The sequence below is a fragment of the Pedobacter sp. W3I1 genome, from assembly GCF_030816015.1.
Taxonomy (GTDB): Bacteria; Bacteroidota; Bacteroidia; order Sphingobacteriales; family Sphingobacteriaceae; genus Pedobacter.
In genome coordinates this window covers 4,771,227-4,791,722 of record NZ_JAUSXN010000001.1, presented here as the reverse complement: position 1 = coordinate 4,791,722, position 20,496 = coordinate 4,771,227, and the positions used below count along the sequence as shown (strand labels likewise).

The 20,496-nt window shown below is 37.8% G+C and carries 11 protein-coding genes; 8 read left to right on the top strand and 3 right to left on the bottom strand.

Annotated features, from left to right (window positions below):
* The first annotated feature begins 152 nt into the window (after positions 1-152).
* The 4 genes from cobA (at position 153) to QF042_RS19530 (ending at position 7,303) form a co-directional block, all read left to right on the top strand.
* Complete coding sequence (gene cobA, locus QF042_RS19545; protein ID WP_307531523.1) at positions 153-947, top strand: uroporphyrinogen-III C-methyltransferase; 795 nt, start codon at positions 153-155, stop codon at positions 945-947.
* A gap of 1,060 nt (positions 948-2,007) precedes the next feature.
* Positions 2,008-3,420, top strand: coding sequence for a glycogen synthase (locus QF042_RS19540; RefSeq protein ID WP_307531521.1), 1,413 nt, complete (start codon positions 2,008-2,010; stop codon positions 3,418-3,420).
* 8 nt (positions 3,421-3,428) lie between these two features.
* On the top strand, positions 3,429-4,697 hold the full coding sequence (locus QF042_RS19535; RefSeq protein ID WP_307531519.1) for a glucose-1-phosphate adenylyltransferase: 1,269 nt from the start codon (positions 3,429-3,431) through the stop codon (positions 4,695-4,697).
* Positions 4,698-5,518: 821 nt separating this feature from the next.
* On the top strand, positions 5,519-7,303 hold the full coding sequence (locus tag QF042_RS19530; RefSeq protein WP_307531518.1) for a glycoside hydrolase family 15 protein: 1,785 nt from the start codon (positions 5,519-5,521) through the stop codon (positions 7,301-7,303).
* A gap of 758 nt (positions 7,304-8,061) precedes the next feature.
* On the opposite strand, the gene QF042_RS19525 is transcribed toward QF042_RS19530, so the two are convergent.
* The 3 genes from QF042_RS19525 to QF042_RS19515 form a co-directional block, all read right to left on the bottom strand.
* Positions 8,062-10,251 carry a bifunctional alpha,alpha-trehalose-phosphate synthase (UDP-forming)/trehalose-phosphatase gene (locus QF042_RS19525; RefSeq protein ID WP_307531516.1) on the bottom strand — a complete coding sequence of 730 codons (2,190 nt, stop codon included), beginning with the start codon at positions 10,249-10,251 and terminating at the stop codon, positions 8,062-8,064.
* Positions 10,252-10,336: 85 nt separating this feature from the next.
* The gene (locus tag QF042_RS19520; protein ID WP_307531514.1) at positions 10,337-11,692 is read right to left on the bottom strand and encodes a PAS domain-containing sensor histidine kinase; all 1,356 of its coding nucleotides are present in this window, start codon (positions 11,690-11,692) and stop codon (positions 10,337-10,339) included.
* A 90-nt stretch (positions 11,693-11,782) separates the two neighbouring features.
* Positions 11,783-13,153, bottom strand: coding sequence for a sigma-54 dependent transcriptional regulator (locus QF042_RS19515; RefSeq protein WP_307531512.1), 1,371 nt, complete (start codon positions 13,151-13,153; stop codon positions 11,783-11,785).
* A 183-nt stretch (positions 13,154-13,336) separates the two neighbouring features.
* Between QF042_RS19515 and QF042_RS19510 the strand changes: the two genes are divergently transcribed.
* From QF042_RS19510 to QF042_RS19495, 4 genes are all read left to right on the top strand, one after another.
* Positions 13,337-14,581, top strand: a complete 1,245-nt coding sequence (locus tag QF042_RS19510; RefSeq protein ID WP_307531510.1) for an efflux RND transporter periplasmic adaptor subunit — start codon at positions 13,337-13,339, stop codon at positions 14,579-14,581.
* A gap of 131 nt (positions 14,582-14,712) precedes the next feature.
* Entirely contained in the window at positions 14,713-15,411 is a 699-nt protein-coding gene (locus QF042_RS19505) for an ABC transporter ATP-binding protein (protein ID WP_307531509.1), read from the top strand.
* Between the two features lie 226 nt (positions 15,412-15,637).
* Positions 15,638-18,007 carry an ABC transporter permease gene (locus QF042_RS19500; protein ID WP_307531507.1) on the top strand — a complete coding sequence of 790 codons (2,370 nt, stop codon included), beginning with the start codon at positions 15,638-15,640 and terminating at the stop codon, positions 18,005-18,007.
* Positions 18,008-18,084: 77 nt separating this feature from the next.
* Positions 18,085-20,457, top strand: coding sequence for an ABC transporter permease (locus QF042_RS19495; RefSeq protein WP_307531505.1), 2,373 nt, complete (start codon positions 18,085-18,087; stop codon positions 20,455-20,457).
* Positions 20,458-20,496: the final 39 nt, after the last annotated feature.

The following is a 20,496-nucleotide window of genomic DNA, read 5'->3' as shown; positions in this document are numbered from 1 at the left end:
ATCATTCTACCATAAGTTAGCGGCTCATTAATACTCCAATCAATACCCGCTAAAAGGCAAATAAAATTATTTTAAAATAAATTACTACAATTCCCATAGACTTTATATATTTGTATAATTAACAAACGTATAACGAGCTTAAATTATCTGTTATGATTTTGAATAAAGTAGAAAAAGCGAACATTGAACCAAGAATTACTTTAATAGGTGCAGGTCCTGGTGACCCGGATTTATTTAGTTTAAAAGGTGTTAAAGCATTGAAAACGGCTGATGTTGTTTTATATGATGCAAATGTGAACGAAGCTTTATTATGTCATGCGCCAGATGGTATTCCAAAAGTTTACGTGGGTAAGCGTAGCGACGATGAGTCGTTTTCTCAGGATGCAGTAAACAAACTGATTATTGATTACGCTTTAAACTACGGTCACGTGGTACGTTTAAAAAGCGGTGATCCGTTTTTCTTTGCAAAAGGATACGAAGAAATAGATGCTGCAGAATCGTACAGCATTCCAACAGAAATTATTCCAGGTATTTCGAGTGCTACAGGTGCGCCAAGTTTACAAAAGATCCCGATGATTTATAAAGATTTGAGCGAAAGTTTTTGGGCAGTAACCGGAACAAACTCGAAGGGCGAAATTTCTGAAGATTTATACATCGCGGCAAAAACGAAAGCAACTATTGTTGTTTTAAACGGAATTGAAAAAGTAAAAGAAATTGCTGCGATATTTCAGGCAGAAAATAAAAACCTTTTACCAGTAGCGGTAATTCAAAATGGATCTACACCGGAAGAAAAAATTGCTATCGGTATTGTAGATACTATTGCTGAGATTGTTGAAGATAAAAAAATAACTGCCCCAGCACTATTGGTTTTTGGAGATGTAGTTTCATTACATCCACAATTTCAACCGATCCGCGATTTTTACGAAATTATCGCCGAAGAGTATTAAGATATTTTTTAAACCAAAAATATATTTGTTTTGTTGTTAAAACCGCTTAAGGATTTAAGCGGTTTTTTGTTTTTATAGATCTTAAAAAACGCTGTGCATATCACCGAAAACCACTGGCCATATTCTCCCGCAGATTTAAGAAGATTACCGCTGATAGCATTTTAGCAATTGATTGAAACCAACTTTGTTTTTAAGCCTGATTGAAGCGAAAGCCCGGAGCGCAGTGAGGACTTATAGCGGAAAGCAGGTCTGGGCCCGCCACAAAGGGCCAAACCATTCACTCTCAAAAACCTCTGCGTGTATCTATGAAATCAGCGGGAAACCATCGTTGGTATTCTCCCGCAGATTTAAGAAGATTACCGCTGATAGCATTTTAACAATTGATTGAAACCAACTTTGTTTTTAAGCCTGATTGTAGCGGAAAGCAGGACTGTAGCTCGCCACAAAGCATCAGACCTCTCCCTTTCAAAAAACCTCTGCGTGTATCTGTGAAATCAGCGGGAAACCATCGTTGGTATTCTCCCGCAGATTTAAGAAGATTACCGCTGATAGCATTTTAACAATTGATTGAAACCAACTTTGTTTTTAAGCCTGATTGTAGCGGAAAGCAGGACTGTAGCTCGCCACAAAGCATCAGACCTCTCCCTTTCAAAAACCTCTGCGTGTATCTGTGAAATCAGCGGAAAACCATTAGCCGTATTCTCTTGCAGATTTAAGAAGATTACCGCTGATAGCATTTGAGCAATTGGTTGGAACCAACTTTGTTTTTAAGCCTGATTGCAGCGGAAGCCCGGAGCGCAGTGAGGACTTATAGCGGAAAGCAGGACTGCAGCCCGCCACAAAGTACCAAACCGTTCAATTTAAAACCTCTGCGTGTATCTGTGAAATCAGCGGGAAACTATCGTTGGTATTCCCGCGCAGATTTAAGATGATTATCGTTGATAAAAATTAAACCAATATGATTTGAGCGACTAAATAATCAACTAAAAATATAATTTTCATTATTTGCAAAACTCAAAACAATTAGTAACTTACTTAGGTTATCTACACCAAATATTTGATGGAAATTATACATATAAGCGCCGAGTGTTACCCTGTTGCAAAAGTTGGTGGTTTAGCCGATGTAGTAGGGGCCTTACCAAAGTATCAAAATAAATTAGGCCACATTGCCAAAGTGGTTGTTCCTGCGTACGATACGAAATTTATCCGTGAAAGCGAATTTGAAGTTACTTACGATGCCTGGGCAAACTATGGCAATAACCATTTTAGGTACCGTATTTTAAAAGAAAAAACCAATAAACTCGGTTTCGATTTATACATTATTCATATACAGGGTTTAACCGATCGCCCGAATGTATATGGCTATAACGACGATACGGAAAGATTTGTGGCTTTCCAGATTGCTACACTAGATTGGATTGTACAATGGGAGCATCGCCCGGATGTACTGCATTGCCACGATCACCATACCGGTTTAATTCCTTTTATGGTTTCAAATTGCGTAAAATATAAGCCAATTAGTGGGGTTCCGACGGTTTTAACTATTCATAATGCGCAATACCAAGGCCAGTTTGGATGGGATAAATTATATTATATACCAGCATTCGATTTATGGAAAGGTGGTTTGCTGGGCTGGGAAGATGCCATTAACCCTTTAGCATCGGCCATTAAATGTGCATGGAAAGTAACCACGGTATCGCCAAGTTATCTGGATGAGATGATGAGCAATGCCCGTGGATTAGAAAGTTTGTTAAGGCAGGAACGCTGGAAATCGGTAGGGATATTAAATGGAATCGACAGCGAGGTTTGGAATCCTGAAACAGACCCGATGCTTGGTAAAAGTTACAATTTAAAAACAGTAGAAGCAGGGAAACTGGCAAACAAAACAGCACTCTGTGATGTTTTTCAATTAGATCCGTCTAAACCACTATTTACTTTTATTGGTAGATTGGTTGATGAAAAAGGTGCCGATTTATTGCCTGATATTTTTTATACAGCTTTACAACAGCATGGCGATAACATTAATATCCTGGTTTTGGGATCAGGCGACAATTGGGTGGAAGGCCGGTTAAATCAATTGAAAGACATTTTTGCCGGTCAATACAATGCCTATATCGGTTACAATGAGCAGGTTTCGCACGAGATGTATGCTGGTGCAGACTTTTTGATCATGCCATCGAGAGTTGAGCCTTGTGGTTTAAATCAGCTTTATGCATTAAGGTATGGAACCGTTCCGATTGTGCGCCGGATTGGTGGGTTGAAGGATACGGTAATTGATATAGGCGACAATGGTTTTGGGATTTGCCACGATCAAACGAGTATTTGGGATGTTACCCACGCGATTAACCGTGCTGTTGAATTATATAACGACAAGAAGGCTTTTAAAGCAGTGAGAAAAACAATGATGAAGATAGACCATTCGTGGGATAACGCAGCATTAAATTATATAGAATTATACCAAATATTAAAATAAGCTTAAACATGACCGACAAAGTTTTAGGCGTTATCCTTGGCGGTGGCCAGGGCTCTAGATTATCGCCGCTAACACAAACACGTTCTAAACCGGCAGTTCCAATTGCTGGTAAATACCGATTGGTAGATATCCCGATTTCAAATTGCCTGAATTCTGGTATTCATCGAATGTTTGTGTTAACCCAGTTTAATTCAGCATCGCTAAACAAACACATTAAAAACACCTATCACTTTAGCCATTTTAGTACGGCCTTTGTTGATATTTTGGCGGCTGAACAAACTGTACAAAACTCAGGTTGGTTCCAGGGCACAGCAGATGCCGTTCGCCAGTGTATGCACCATATTGTTTCGCACGAATTCGATTACATCTTAATCTTATCTGGTGACCAGTTGTACCAGATGGACTTTAAAGATATGATCGAAAAACATATCGAAGCAAATGCCGAAATTACTATTGCTACTATTCCGGTTACGGCAAAAGATGCAACTGATTTTGGTATTTTAAAGGCCGATAATGAAAACATGATCACCTCTTTTATTGAAAAGCCTAAAACAGGTTTAGAAGACTGGGTTTCGGATACTGGAGAAGAAATGCAGGGCGAAGGACGTAATTTCCTGGCTTCGATGGGTATTTACGTTTTTAACCGCGAGTACCTGATCAATATCTTAAATGAAAACGAAGAGGAAAAAGATTTTGGTAAAGAGATTTTGCCAAGAGCAATCTCTGAGAGCAGGGTTTTAAGCTATCAGTACGAAGGTTATTGGACTGATATTGGAAATATTTCATCTTTCTTTGAAGCCAATTTAGGCTTAACGGATGAAATACCTAAATTTAATATGTTTGATAGTAACCATGCTATTTTTACAAGAGCAAGGATGTTACCGCCATCAAAAATTTCGGGTACTACTTTAGATAAAACCATTATTGCTGAAGGCTGTATTATTCAGGCCAGCAGAGTAGAACATGCCGTTTTAGGGATCAGATCAAGAATTGGAAGGGATACGGTAATTACCAATGCTTATATTATGGGGAGCGACCGGTATCAAACACTTGAAGAAATTCAGGAAGAAACCAATAAAGGGAATTCATTGATTGGTATCGGCGACCGTTGTCACATCAACAACGCTATTATTGATAAAAACTGTCGCATAGGAAACGATGTTAAAATTAATGGCGGCGATCATTTAGAAGATGGCGACTTTGAACTTTATGCTGTTAAAGATGGTATAGTTGTCATAAAAAAAGGAGCAGTAGTACCTAGCGGTACAGTGATTTAAGATAATTATTCATTAACCAGGCCAGTCGCGATTTTCGGGGCTGGCTTTTTTATTGCCTGATTGTCATTCTGAGCGCAGTGAAGAATCTTTTGTTAGACCTCTCAGGTTTTAAAAAAATACGCCGTTTTAAAAAACTACTAATTGAAAACTGCAAACTGATTCGGGCGTTCCCCAATCCCGTGAAATACGGGAAAGGGTCAGGCTTTCCAGGGCTACGCTTCGCTCCGGTACCGACGAAGGATCGGTACTAAACCCTTACAATCCCTAACGCAGAATACGCTATTTAAAAATAGATTTAATTTTCGAAGACTCGTATAGCAGAACCCCTTGTTCCTAAACCTGATAAAGCGAAAAGCCCGGAGTGAGGAACGAGCGAGGACTTGCAGCGATAGCAGGGCTTCAGTCCGCCATTGATTAGGATCTTTCATTTCCCAAAGCTGAGAAGTTTTTAAATGCTTTTTTTATTTTATTTGGAAGGCAGTTGCAACGATTTACTTTAATGTTGGCCCTGCTTTTCATTTCAAGTCCTATTCCGATAAAGAATCGGAATGCGGGCTTTTCATTACAATCAGGCTTATTGAAATAGGCTTGTGCTATTTATAAATGTCTCAAAGAACCCCTGTTCCTAAACCTGATAAAGCGGAAAGCCCGGAGTGAGGAACGAGCGAGGACTTGCAGCGATAGCAGGGCTGTAGTAAGCGATTGAAGCAGGACCTTACATTTCAAAAAAAAGAGCTCTTAATCATTTTAACGGCTTTTTTAAATTTTCTCTCTAACATTTTTCCGATCAGCTTGTTAGTAAATAAACAAAATTATAGTCTATGGCCGAACAGCACCTTTATCAAACAGGAATTATAGGAAATTGCGCTTTCATTGCACACGTAAACAAAAACACTGACATATCTTGGCTTTGCTGGCCCCGCTTTGATAGCCCTTTTGTATTTGGTAGTTTATTGGACGAGAAAAAAGGAGGCGAATTTTCAATCTTACCACAAGGCGAATTCACTTCTACTCAATATTACATCGAAAATACCAATGTTTTAAGAACAGAGATTACCGCCGAAGATGGGAAATACCGAATTACAGATTTTGCACCACGTTTTCATCTATACGATCGCTATTTTAAACCATTAATGTTTATCAGAAAGATCGAACCTTTGGTCGGAAACCCACGCATTACGATCAAGTGTGAGCCGGTGTGCGATTATGGGAAAGGTAAAATGAAGTCGAGTAGAGGCAGCAATCATATTGATTATCTGGGTTGTGACGAAAATATCCGCTTAAGTACCAATGTATCGCTTACCTATATTTTTGACGAAAAGGCATTTGTATTGAATGAGGCTAAGTACCTTATTATGACTTATGGCCAAAATTTAGAGGCTCCAGTAGTAAGTACAGCTGAAAATTTTTTACGGGAAACGATCGCCTACTGGCGATTATGGATTAAACACTCATCTATTGCCAGTTTTTACCAACCTTTTGTAATCCGCTCCGCCCTGGTGCTGAAAATCCATCAATATGAAGATACAGGTGCAATTATAGCCGCAAGCACAACCAGTTTACCAGAATCGCCTGGCAGTACCCGAAACTGGGATTACCGATATTGCTGGCTGCGCGATTCTCACTATGTATTAACTTCATTAAATCATATCGGGCATTTTGAAGAAATGGAGCGATATTTTAATTACCTATCTGATATTTCGCACGCTGAAGATATCCGTTACCAACCCTTGTATGGCATTGCGGGTGAAAGGGAAATTACCGAGCATACGCTAAGTCATTTAGAAGGTTATAAAGGCGAGCAACCCATTAGGATAGGAAACCAGGCTTACGAACACATTCAAAATGATATTTATGGTCAGGTTTTAATTTCGATGTTACCGCTTTATACGGACCATCGTTTTGTTTTTTCGGAACGCAGTGATTCGGTAAAATGGATTGAAAGTGTACTTTCTAAAATTGAACGGACAATTGATGAAAAAGATGCCGGGATTTGGGAATTCAGGAACATTGCTAATGTGCATTGTTACAGTAACTTATTTCAATGGGCAGGCGCACAGGCTGCTTTAAAAATGGCTAAAACGATTGGGAACGAGGATTTCGAAAAACGGGCGGAGATTTTAATCGATAAGGCTGCTGCGCATATAGAAGCCTGTTACGATCCGGAAAGAAAAGTGTATACCAATGCCGTAGGAAGTCCGCATTTAGATGCCAGCACTTTGCAGTTGATTATGATGAATTATCTGGATCCGGCTTCAGATCGGGCGAAAGATCATTTAATCGCTTTAGAAAAGGAGTTGAAAACAGAAGATGGACTATTTTACCGTTACTTACATGCTGATGATTTCGGTAAACCAAAAACAACATTTTTAATCTGTGCCTTTTGGTATGTAGAAGCTTTGGCCTGTGTTGGCCGGACCGATGAAGCGATTAAAGAATTCGAAAATATTATTAAATATTGTAACCATCTCCTTTTATTTAGTGAAGATGTTGATGCAAAAACGGGTAGCCAATGGGGGAATTTTCCTCAGGCATATAGCCATGTAGGTTTAATGAATGCAGCTTATCGGATTGCAATTAAATTGGATAGGCCAATATTTTTGTAAGGTAGTAAGTGGATTGCAAAGAGGATGCATCATAAAGGCGATTTCACCTCAGATGCTGTCATGTTGAGCCTGTCGAAACACTTTAAAGCTTATTTAAGCAGGTCCTTCGACAAGCTCAGGATGACAAATCTATATTTATGATACAACCCCTTGGTATTAGAAAATGTTTTTTATTCAAAGTGTCGTCATTCCCGTGCATACCTATCGTGTGGACACATCTACACTAGCCTGTATTTGTTTTTAGCACATATTCCTAGGGCGATCGTCATGCTGAATTTATTTCAGCATCTTTCCTGCTAAATAACAAACTTTGATATCTTAAAACTATAGTTCTGAAATAAATGTTGATTTTTTCCGCTCTTGCCGCGGGGCATGGTACTTTGGAGCGCCAAAGTACCCAAAGCGCTTTGTCAATCCGGCAATGTGGCTTCTCACCTCCCTACGCTCATCAAAAAAACAGTGGCACTTCGTTTTGTGTTCAATTTATATTAAACTTGAATTCAGTGCTAATGAACACAAAACCACTGCGTTTAAGGTTTGTTAGTGCAATTTGTTCTATTCTGCACCTGTTTTTTTGATTCTCTGGCCACTTGGGATTGACGGCGTCCTTCGATAAAGACTGTGGTTTATTAAAGCCAGCTAGCATGATGTCCAAACCATTCTTAAAAAAGATGTGTCCACACGATGGGTGCATACGGGAATCTTAAAGCAATAAGCAATAGGATCCCCAATCGGGCTGGGGATGACGTTACGCCGAATTAACTCCGCCCTACAAAGGCCTCTTTTACTAAGCTCCAAAGCAGTTTTCGGACTTCATTAAAATCATTTAGGTAATACTTTGCTTCCGAAATGTTATTACCAACTTTTATGGTAAAAGCATCATCTGGTAATACCTTAAAAATATCTTCATCAGTGTGGTCGTCACCAAGTGCTAAAATGAAATCAGGATGTTTATCATATAGCCAGTTTAACGCTGCTTTGCCTTTGTTAACCTCCATATTTTTAAATTCAATAACCTTATTGCCAGGCATAAGTTGAAGGCCTTTATCTGCAGCTAAAATTTTCATGTGGCTGATAATTTCATTGGCCCTTAAATCGCCAAGTCCTTCTTCTGCTTTCCGGTAATGCCAAACCAATGAGTAACTTTTTTCTTCAATAAACGATCCCGGAGTGCGGTCTGTATAGGTTTCTAATAAAGTCTTTATTTCCTGTTTCCATTGGTCGGTAAGTAGGGGTAGACTGTTCCATTTATCTCCGTACGATTTTTGCCAGGCACCATGCTCGGCAATCAGATCAACTTTTAAATGCCCAAACCAATGTTCTAAGGTTTCATGTCTTCTGCCACTAATAATAACCACTTTGTTGGCATTATCGATGGTAAGGTTTTCTATTAAATCATAAAGCTCTGTATCTGGAGAGGCATCATCAATATTTCCGGTAAAGTCTACCAGGGTGCCATCATAATCTAAAAATAGCACACGATCTTGTGTTTGTGCATATTTAGTTACGATCACTTCATTAATAGCATTTACTGCATGTTTTGTTAATAACGATTTTTGAGAATCTTTCACTTCGTTTAATCTTAAAATAAAATTGTTAACCCAATGTTTAACATTGAATTTTTCTACAATTGCACGCATGGCTTTCATGCGCAGTTGTTGTTCTGCCAATGGCATTTTAAGCGCAGTTACAATAGCTTCCATAATGTCGCCCAAATTATTCGGATTAACAATAACTGCATCTGTTAATTCTTTAGAAGCTCCGGCCATTTCGCTTAAAATCAATACACCATCATTATTGTTCCGGCTGGCCACATACTCTTTACTTACCAAATTCATTCCATCTCGCATAGGCGTAACCAAACAGATATCTGCTGTGGAATAAAGGGCTGAGAGCACTTCGATAGGGAAGGAGCGGTAAAAATAATTTACCGGAATCCAGTTCATTGAACGGTACCTCGAATTTAAATTTCCAACAAACTGATCAATCTGATCTCTTAACTCACTATATTTTGGTACGGTATCCCTGGAAGGAACGACGATCATAAAAAGTTCGATTTTGCCGATATATTCAGGGTGGTGCTGGAGTAATAATTCTAATGCTTTTAATCTTTCTAGTATGCCTTTGCTGTAATCGAGCCGATCGATAGATAAGATTACTTTCATATCTTCTTTGCCCGATCTGAAATAGTTAATTTCTTTTTGAACCTCTTCTGTTGCGGTTAAACCTGAAAATTTATCATAATCAATTCCCATTGGGAAAGCTTCTACAACAATTTGTCTTTCGTTGCTGCTCAACACGTTTGATGATGAGTTTACCGGAAGCAAACGTGTTGCGGTACTAATAAAGTGGCGAACATCATCAAAAGTATGGAAACCGATTAAATCGGCACCTATAAGCCCATTTAATAACTCTTCACGCCAGGGGATCAACCTGAATATTTCGTATGATGGAAAGGGGATATGCTGGAAAAAACCGATGGTAGCATTGGGCAGTTTTTCTCTTAAAATACCCGGCAAAAGCAGTAACTGGTAGTCCTGGATCCAAATTTTATCTTTTCTGTTGAGTACCTGCATGGCACTTTTTGCAAATTTCTCATTAACAGATTGGTAGCAGTCCCAATAACTTTGTTCGTAATTTGCGTAAGTAACCAGATAATGAAATACTGGCCATAATACTTCGTTTGAAAAGCCTTCGTAATATAAATTGATTTCGTTTTGAGTAAGGTAAACCGGGTAAAGGTTTAGTGTTGCAAGTTTTTGGGTAACTTCTTCCTGGCGTTCTTCTGGCACTTCAATTCCAGGCCAGCCGATCCAGATGGAATTGCCTGATTTATATACGTCTCCCAGTCCGGTGGCAAGGCCGCCTTCACTTGGAATAAACGTGTATTCGTTGTTTTCTTCGATGATTTTAACGGGTAGTCTGTTCGATATTATAACTGTCTTCATGCTTATATTTGATGTATCTACATCATTAAAAGCATATCAAACTAGTTTTGTTTGATATTTTTGGTCAAAAAAAACATTCAAGTGATTAAACATAATTAAATACCAATGAAAAAGTAGCACCATTATCGGGTATAGAAACAACTTCTATACTTCCTCTATGCATTTTCATAATATTGCGGCTAATGGTTAAGCCAATTCCTGATCCATTTTTCCTGGTGGTGTAAAATGGAACGAATATCTTTTCGAGATCACTGGCATCGATACCTTTTCCGTTATCGCTAACATCAATATACAGTTTAGTGTTTTCTAAGCGGTAATTTACGTTGATGTGTGGGTGTTCTCTATTTTCTACAGCATAAATACTGTTGGTAATCAGGTTAATCAGGACTTGTTCCACTAATTTTAAATCAAGCTGAATGGTGATTTTCGAAGAGGTTTGTTCTACCTCTAATACCACATTTTTAACTTTGGCAAATGGCTGCATCAATACCTTAATGTGTTTCAGTATTTCGCCAATGGTATGCGATTCGAGGTTTGGCGTAGGCAACTCGGCAATTAAGCGATAATCCTTTACAAAATCTAATAGACCAGAAGATCTTCTTTGTATGGTTTGTAGAGCCGTTTTCAGATCATCCATTTCATCTTCGGTTAGGTTCTCTTTATCGGTTACCATCCGGTTGATTGTATCCGATAATGAACTTATGGGGGTAATTGAGTTTAAGATCTCGTGTGAGATTACACCAATTAATCTATTCCATGCTTCTGTTTCTTTTTGCTCAATCTCATCTTTAATGTTTTGAAAGCTGATAATAGTATAATTGTTTCCGTAAAGATTTAATGGAATAACTTCAGTTGATAATTGAATCAGTTTATCCTGGATCTTCAATTCCAGAAACCTTTTCCCCCCAGCTAAAATCTGCTCTATTTCTGTTGCAAAGGTAGGGAGGTGTTGCTTTAGCCTGTGCCAATATTTATACGCCGGAACACCTAAAAGATTTGATGCGGCCTGATTAAAAAATGCAATCTCTTCATTCTCTTGCTGATTGGTATTATTTACCACGATTACACCAACGGGAACCTGCTCCAAGATGGTTTTAATCAACTGAAACATGGCCTCCTGCTCCAACCTGATTTGTTTATGAACCTGTAAAATATCACTGAACGATTCGTATAACTCAGGAAAACTTCCTTTAGTTGCCTTGTTTTTAAAGTTTAAGGTATGATCTCTTGTTTTAACAGCTAAAATGAAACGATTGATATCTGATCGGATCTGATTGATATAGTAGTAGAGTGAAATAACAGCTCCCAATAAAATCAACGCAACCCCTGTTATGGTAAACCAGAGCTGGGTATTTTTAATCAGGTAAAATAAGAGATAGCCCAGCAGATTGATGATCAGCAGGCGAAATATTAAACGGAAAGTAAAACGTTGGTAAAACATTTTTTAGGGTTTAGGGCTTAGGGTGAAGGGTTTAGGGCTGATGACAGGCATAATAACCTTAAGCCTTAAACCTTCCACCTCAAACCTCTGTCAGATTCCAAATTTCTCAATTCTTCTGTACAGGGCAGCTCTGGTTAAACCAAGTTCTGCTGCGGCTTTTGATATATTTCCTTTATGTTTATCAATTGCTTTCTGCACCATCATTTTTTCCATATCCTCAAGTGCCATTTCATCCGGTATGGCGTTGTTCTGTGCGTAACGCTGCGGACTTAACTGCAAATCTTCTTCTGCAATATCAGCCCCATCGCTCATAATAACGGCTCTTTCTAAAACATGCTGTAACTCGCGCACATTTCCTGGCCATTTATACTGTAAAAGTGCTTCCTGGGCCTTATTACTCAGTTTTCGTATGTCTTTATGGTATTTTGAACTGAAAACCTGCATAAAATGATTGGCTAAAAGTAAAATATCTGTTCCTCGTTTACGTAAGGCTGGTAATAAAAGTTCAACCGTGTTAATACGGAACAGCAAATCTTGCCTGAAGGTATTTTTAGCTACCATTTCATTCAAGGGCATATTTGTGGCTGTTATTAAGCGAACATTCACCTTACGCTCTTTGCTTTCACCTAAACGGATAACTGTACGGTTTTGTAAAACGCTTAATAATTTTGCCTGAAGCGGTAAGGTTAAATTTCCAATCTCGTCTAAAAAAATCGTTCCTCCATCGGCCAGTTCAAAACGGCCGGGTTTATCTTCCTTGGCATCGGTAAAAGCACCTTTAGCATAACCAAATAATTCACTTTCAAATAAATTTTCGTTTAAGGAGCCTAAATCTACGTGCATAAACACCTGGTTTTTCCTTTGCGAATTTCCATGGATTTCATAAGCGAAAACTTGTTTTCCCGTTCCGTTTTCGCCTAAGATAAGTACATTAGCATCAGTAGGGGCTACTTTTAAGAGCGTATTTTGCAATTGCTTTATCTCATCTGCCTGTCCAACAATATTCTCGAAACCTCTTGTTAGATCTTTTTGAAGCGATGAATGTATTTTTTCCAGTTTCTTTACCTTTTTGGTCGATTCGCGGAGTTTAGATGCCGAAGAAATGGTGGCAAACAGCTTTTCATTTTCCCAGGGTTTTAGAATAAAATCGGTAGCTCCTTTTTTAATCGCCTTTACTGCCAGTTCAACGTTCCCAAAAGCTGTCATTAATATGACTACATAATCTTTATCAATCGATAAAATATGTTCCAGCCAATACAGGCCCTCTCTACCATCACTAGCACCTTTTTGGTAGTTCATATCCAGCAAGATGATATCAATTTCATTTTTACTCAATAAAACATTGATCTCTTTAGGCGATTTACATGTAATTACCTGCTTTACCTGCTGCTTTAAAAACAAACGGGCACTAAGCAGGATATCGTCGTCATCATCGATAATTAAAACTGTGGCGTCAAGCATAATTTTGAAATTTTAATGTGCTAAAGTAATAAAACTGTCCGCTCCCGCACATCAACTGTCCGATAATGAACATATAAAAAATAAGATAACTATTAATTTATTGATTATTAGTGTTTTAAATATGTTTTATGCTTTTGGCACAAGCTTGGTTATCAGTGATTCCAAACAGTACAACCGAACACAATGGATAAGAAAATAGAGAAAAAAAGATTTAGCACTAAAGCCCTGTTAATTATAGGCGGAGCAATTGCTTTTGTAGCAGTTGTAATTTATGGCTATACTTTATCCCTCAAAAAAGTTTACAGCGCAGATGCCGATAAATTAACCATCAGTAAAGTAGAATATGGCGATTTTGAAGATGTAGTGTTATTAAATGCCAGTGTAGTTCCGTTAACCTCGGTAATTGTAAGTTCATCAGAAGGTGGAACAGTTGCCGAAATTTTTACTGAAAATGGTGCTTCTGTAGTAAAAGGGACCCCACTATTAAGAATCTCCAACTCAAATGCCATGTTGAGCTATACCTCAAGTCAAACAGCAGCTACCGAGCAGATTAACCAGTTGCGGAAATCGCGGTTGGATTTAGAGCAAAATCAGAGGGTATTAAACCAGGATGTTTTGGATGTAGAAAATAGCCTAAGAACGGCAACCCGCCAATATAGATTAGATAGCTCGCTATTTTCTAAAAAAGTAATTACACTACAGGAATTTAATAAGTCGAACCAGGATTATGAATATTATCAGGGTAAACTGAAAATTGTGCGTCAGGCCATTAAACAAGAAAACCAAAGCAGAAAGATGCAGTTGGCTCAGATCGATCAATCAATGGGGCAAATGAACGAAAGTTTGGAAATGATCCGTAAGAACATCGAAAATATGACAATCAAAGCTCCGGTATCTGGTAAATTATCTTCTTACGATCCGGTAATTGGTAAGTCTTATAACTCCAACGAAATGATTGGAAAAATTGATGTGTTGCAAGGTTATAAACTTCAGGCAGGTGTAGATGAATATTATATTAACAGGGTAAAAGAAGGACAAACCGCTAATTGTGAGTTTAATGGCAAAACCTATAACTTAACCGTGAGTAAAGTAATTCCAGAGGTTACGGCAGGCCAGTTTCAGGTAGAAATGGTTTTTAAAGGAGCAGCACCTGAAGGTTTACGCCGTGGTTTATCGTTACAGACGAAATTAACCCTATCCGATAATAGCAAGTCGTTGCTTCTGGCTCAAGGGCAGTTTTTCCAGAGCACTGGTGGCTCATGGGTATTTGTGGTAAACAATGGTAAAGCAATTAAGAAAAACGTTAAAATTGGCCGGAAAAATTACCTGTATTACGAAATACTGGATGGTTTGCAGAAAGGCGACGAAGTCATTACTTCATCTTACGATCAGTTTAACCAATACGATCAGGTGGAGATTAATAAATAGCTTAGCGTTTAGAGGTAGGCGTTTAGCGCTAATTAACCGATTAACCAAATTAGACAATAATAAAATCAGTCTTGATACTTGATACTAACTACTTGTACAAGATACTAAATACTAGAATAACACTTGATACTATGATTAAAATAGAAAATCTGGAAAAAGTTTACAAAACTGAAGAAGTAGAAACCACGGCGCTTAACGGCATTAACCTCCATGTTGCAGCAGGAGAATTTGTTTCCATCATGGGACCATCGGGCTGCGGAAAATCTACTTTGTTAAATGTAATGGGTTTATTAGATAAGCCTGAAAGTGGAAGCTATAAATTTATCGATACAGAGCTTTTAACGCTTAATGATAGGGAACGTTCAAATTTCCGTAAGCGGAATATGGGATTCGTTTTCCAGAATTTCAATTTGATTGATGAATTAACTGTTTTTGAAAACATCGAACTGCCATTAATTTACAACAAAATTCCTGCTGTAGAACGCAAGAGGCTGGTTAATGAAATTATCGAAAGAATGAATATTGTAAACCGTAGCGGCCATTTTCCTCAACAATTATCGGGTGGACAGCAGCAACGTGTGGCTGTAGCGAGGGCTTTGGTTACCAAACCTAAACTGGTTTTGGCCGATGAGCCTACCGGAAACCTGGATAGCTCGCATGGTAACGAAGTAATGGAGTTGCTTTGCGAACTGAATGAAACCGGAACCACCATTGTGATGGTAACCCACTCTAGTCATGATGCAAGTTTTTCGAACAGAATCATTAACCTGAAAGATGGGCATGTGATATCGGAGAAAATCAATAAAAGCAGAAACGAAGAACTGATATAAAGGCTTAAGGTAAAAGGTTGGGGGTGTAAGGTTAAATCGCACCTTAAACTTTCAGCCCTAAACCTTACACCATAAAAAAAATAGTTTAGTTAATGATAGCCATCCAAAAATCTTCCCTAGATGGGGAGATTTAGGATAGGCACAACAAAGGAAAAAGGTTCAAAGGTAAAAGGCGTATAGTAAATGCGCCCAGACCCTAAACCCTATGCCCTAAACCCTACACCTTATGTTCAAATTAAACTTAAAAATCGCTTTGCGAAACCTCTGGAAAAACAAGGGATTCTCTTTGATCAACATTGGGGGGCTAGCCATTGGCTTAGCCAGCTGTATGGTTTTGCTATTGTATGTAAACTACGAATGGAGTTACGATAAGCAGTTCTCTAATAATGATAAAACTTATGTAGTTTATCAAAACATGGAGGCAAGTGGTAAAACTTTTAGCTGGGCATGGACGCCAAATGTGATGGCTAAAGAAGTGCAAGAAAAAATCCCTGGCGTTAAGTATGCCGCTCACACTACTTATCCTAGAAAACAACTCATTACCGTTGGCGATAATAAGATAAATAGCAATGCCGTATTTGCCGACCAAAATTTTATTAAAATATTGGATTATAAATTTCTTGAGGGTAATTCAGCAAAAGTTTTAAAAGATGTAAATACCATCATCCTTACCAAATCTTTTGCAACAAAATTATTTGGAAATGAAGATCCTATTAATAAAATGGTAAAGCTTGAAAATCAGGAAGTATTAAAAGTTGAAGCCGTAATAGAAGATGCACCTGCAAATAGTAGTTTAATTTTTGAGTGCATCATACCATGGGCAATGTTCGAAAAACGGGAAGCCTGGGTGAAGGAAGGCAATTGGGGAAATAATATGTGTTTAACACTTGTTCAGTTGCAGGATAATAACTTTTTCACTGCTGCAAATGATTTGATGCATGGTATTTACAAACGCAATCAGAAAGATAATACATCAGTGGCTTTATTGCATCCTTTAACCAAATGGCACTTATATGATGATTTTGTAAACGGTAAATCAGTAGGTGGTAAAATAGACCAACTTAAAATATTTTTATTGCTGGCCTTTTGCATCTTGCTAATTGCCTGTGTAAATTTTATGAATTTATCTACAGCACGCTCAGAGCGCAGGGCAAAAGAAGTTGGCGTTCGTAAAGCAATTGGATCAACACGTAGATCGTTAATTAATCAGTTTTTTTTAGAATCCCTGCTCCTCACATTTATCGCCACAGTTTTAGCTTTTATCCTAATTGAGGTTAGTTTGCCATATTTTAATAGTTTGTTAGATATTAAATTAACCATCGATTATTATAATGGTCCATTTTGGTTAACATTATTAGGTTTAATGATTTTAACCGGATTTATTGCGGGTAGTTATCCGGCGCTGTATCTATCTTCTTTTGAGCCTATCAAAGTTTTAAAAGGTTTCACGCTTAAAGCAGATTCATCCGTTTCGGTGAGGAAAGTATTAGTGGTTGGTCAATTCGTTTTTGCCGCAAGTTTAATTATTTGTACAGCAGTAATTTATCAGCAACTTAATTATGTTAAAAACAAGCCTATTGGTTACGATCAATCCAATTTAATTCAAATAGCGGTAGCCGGTAAAATGAATGATGCGGTTAAATTAGAATTGCTTAAAACGCAACTATTAGAATCAGGCGCAGCAAGCAATGTTACTTTTTTTAGTACAGATTTTACTGAGGGTGGAGATAATACTATAGGTGTAAATTGGGAAGGTAAAAACCCGAACGAGGCTATTTCTTTTAACCATAGAACGATAGGATATGATTTTGTTGAAACTATTGGAACTAAAATGGTGAGTGGTAGGGAGTTTTCTGCGAAATTTCCGAATGATACAGCTAGCGTATTGTTAAATGAAGCGGCCGTGAAAATGATGGGGTTAAAGAATCCGATAGGTAAGGTTATTACTTTCTGGGATAAAAAACTAACTACAGTTGGGATAGTAAAAGATTTTGTAGTAGAAAGTGCTTATCAAAGAGTGGCCCCAATGATTTTCAGGGTAAATCAAAGGGACGATGCCAGGGTTATCATTGCGCGGTTAAATCCAAATCAAAACATCAGTTCATCACTAGCTAAAATTGATGATTTGGTAAAGCAAATGGAACCCAATTATCCTGTTAACCGCAAATTTGTGAACGAATCTTTTGAAGTGAAATTTAAAAATGAAAAACTTTTAGGTTCACTTTCTAACTGGTTTGGTGGTTTTGCAATTTTCATTTCTTGTTTAGGATTATTAGGTCTGGCGCTTTTTATGGCAGAGCAACGCAAAAAAGAAATCAGTATCCGTAAGGTTTTAGGTGCCAGCACGGGCAATATCCTCATGTTACTCAATAAAGACTTTATAAAATTGGTGGCCATTGCCAATCTTATAGCGTTCCCATTAGCCTATATTATTATAAATAAATGGCTTTCGGCTTTCGAGTATCGCATCTCTATATCTGCATTGCCGTTTATTGTGGCTATTGCTTTGTCGGTTCTCATTGCCATACTTACGGTTAGTGTCCAGTCGGTTAAAGTGGCGAAGGCAAACCCTATTGATGCGTTAAAATACGAATAACGGTGTAAGGTTTAAGGTAGAAGGCGTAAGGTTAATACGTCAAAACCCTAAACCTTATGCCCTAAACCTTACACCTTATGTTTAGATTAAACTTAAAAATAGCACTGCGTAACCTTTGGAAAAATAAGGTAAGCTCATTTATTAATGTGATTGGCCTGGCTATTGGTTTGGCTGCCTGTTTAATGTTGCTCCTATATGTTACCTACGAATGGAACTTTGATAAGCACTACAAAAACTCAGAAAATCTGTATACGGTTATGACTAATATTCCTGATGGAAATGGCGGTGTGTCGAAGACATTTGAAGGAACAACAACAGCGCTCGGACCACTATTAAGGGAACGCATTCCCGAAATAAAAAACCTTGCAAGGATGAACTACATCAAAAAAAGTTTAATTGCAAATGGAGAAAATAGATTTAAGAAAGACGGGAAATTTGCTGAACCGGATATTTTAAAGCTGTTTAATTATGAATTTATTGCAGGTAATGCTAAAACCGCAATGAAAAACCCGAAATCTGTAATTCTTACTAAGACAATGGCAGAAATTCTTTTCGGTACAACAAATGTATTAAACAAATCTGTCCGTTATCAGGATAGTGAAAATTTGACGGTAACCGGTGTAATAAAAGATATACCTCAAAATAGCTCACTTAAATTCGACTTTTTAATGCCTTGGGCCTTTTATGAAATGGTTGATGAAAGCGCGAAGAATTTGGGATGGGGTAATTACAGTTTTGTAACGATGTTTTCTCTTAATCCTAATGCTGACATTGATGTTGTGAACAGGAAAATTGACGAGGCTGTTAAAGCAAATAATAAGCAAACCGACCAACCTTTCGTAGCATTCCAATATGCTAAACTACACTTATTCGGTAAGTTTGAAAATGGAAAAAGTGTAGGCGGCGACATTGAACAAATATGGCTTTTTACCGGTCTTGCTTTTGGTGTTTTACTCATTGCTTGTATCAATTTTATGAACATGGCTACGGCCAAATCAGAAAAACGGGCGAAAGAAGTCGGTATTAAAAAAACAATTGGCGCAAATCGAATTTCATTAATTCTTCAATTTTTAACAGAATCAATGGTGCTTACCTTAATTGCGGTTGTGGTCGCAATTGCGCTGATCGAAATCTGCTTGCCTGCATTTAATGGTCTTTTAAATATCAATCTCGGCATATCTTATTTTAATTTATCCAGTTGGATTGGCATATTGGGAATAGTTATCGCAACAGGCTTAATCGCAGGAAGTTATCCGGCATTTTATTTGTCTGCTTTTAACCCGATTCAAACTTTAAAAAGGAAAATAAAATCGAAAGGTTTGGCATCTGTAAGCTTAAGGCAGGTACTTGTTGTAAGCCAGTTTTGTTTTGCTATCGTTCTGATTATTTCAACGCTGGTTATTTATCGTCAAATTCAATACATTAAAAATAGACCACTGGGCATAGATACCAAAGCATTAATTGAGATTCCTCAGGATGGGCAGCTAAAAAATCAGTTTGAGGTTTACAAGCAAAAATTACTGCAATCTGGTGCTATAACAAGTTTAAATAAATCTTCAACAAAATTATCACACCACGGTTCAAATTTTACCGATGTTCGTTGGCCTGGAATGGTTCAGGAAAATAATGATAACCTGTTTAATAAGGTTGAAGCCAGCTATGATTTCATAAAAACTAATGGTATAAAATTATTGGAAGGGCGGGATTTTTCTAAAAAATTTGCATCGGATTCTGCAGCTGTTCTTATTAGCGCTGCAACTGCAAAAGTAATGAACCTAAAAAATCCAGTAGGGCAAATTCTTACCATTTTTGGTGATAAAAGGGTAATTATCGGGGTTTTTGATGATTATGTATGGGATTCTCCTTATAAATCGAATAACCCAATGATACTTTATTTTAACGATAAGTATACAAGTTATATCACGATGAGGCTAAATACTTCGAATACCATTCAGCAAAATATTGAAACAATTACCCGGATTACCAAAGATATTAATCCTGCTTATCCTGTTGAAATTTCATTTTTAGATAATGTATACAGTGATTTGTTCCAAAAGGAGAAAACTTTAGGCATCCTTTCAAATCTTTTTGGCGGACTGGCCATTTTTGTTTCCTGTTTGGGACTGTTCGGTTTGGTAGCTTATAGTGCTGAGCAGAGAACAAAAGAATTTGGCGTACGCAAGGTGTTGGGCGCCTCTTTACTCAATTTAATGCAATTGCTGTCGTTCTCTTTTGTGAAAATGATAGTGGTTTCTATCGTGATTGCTATCCCCTTGAGTTATTTTTTAATGAATAAATGGCTGATGAAGTTCGAATTTCACACTGAAATATCATGGTGGATTATGCCGATTGCCGGATTCGGAACGCTAATGATGGCCTTGATTACCGTAAGTTTCCAAGCCTATAAAACAGCCAATGCTAACCCTGTTGATGCACTTAAATACGAATAATTCAGTTGGCAGTTTTCAGTTAGCAATATAACAATTAAC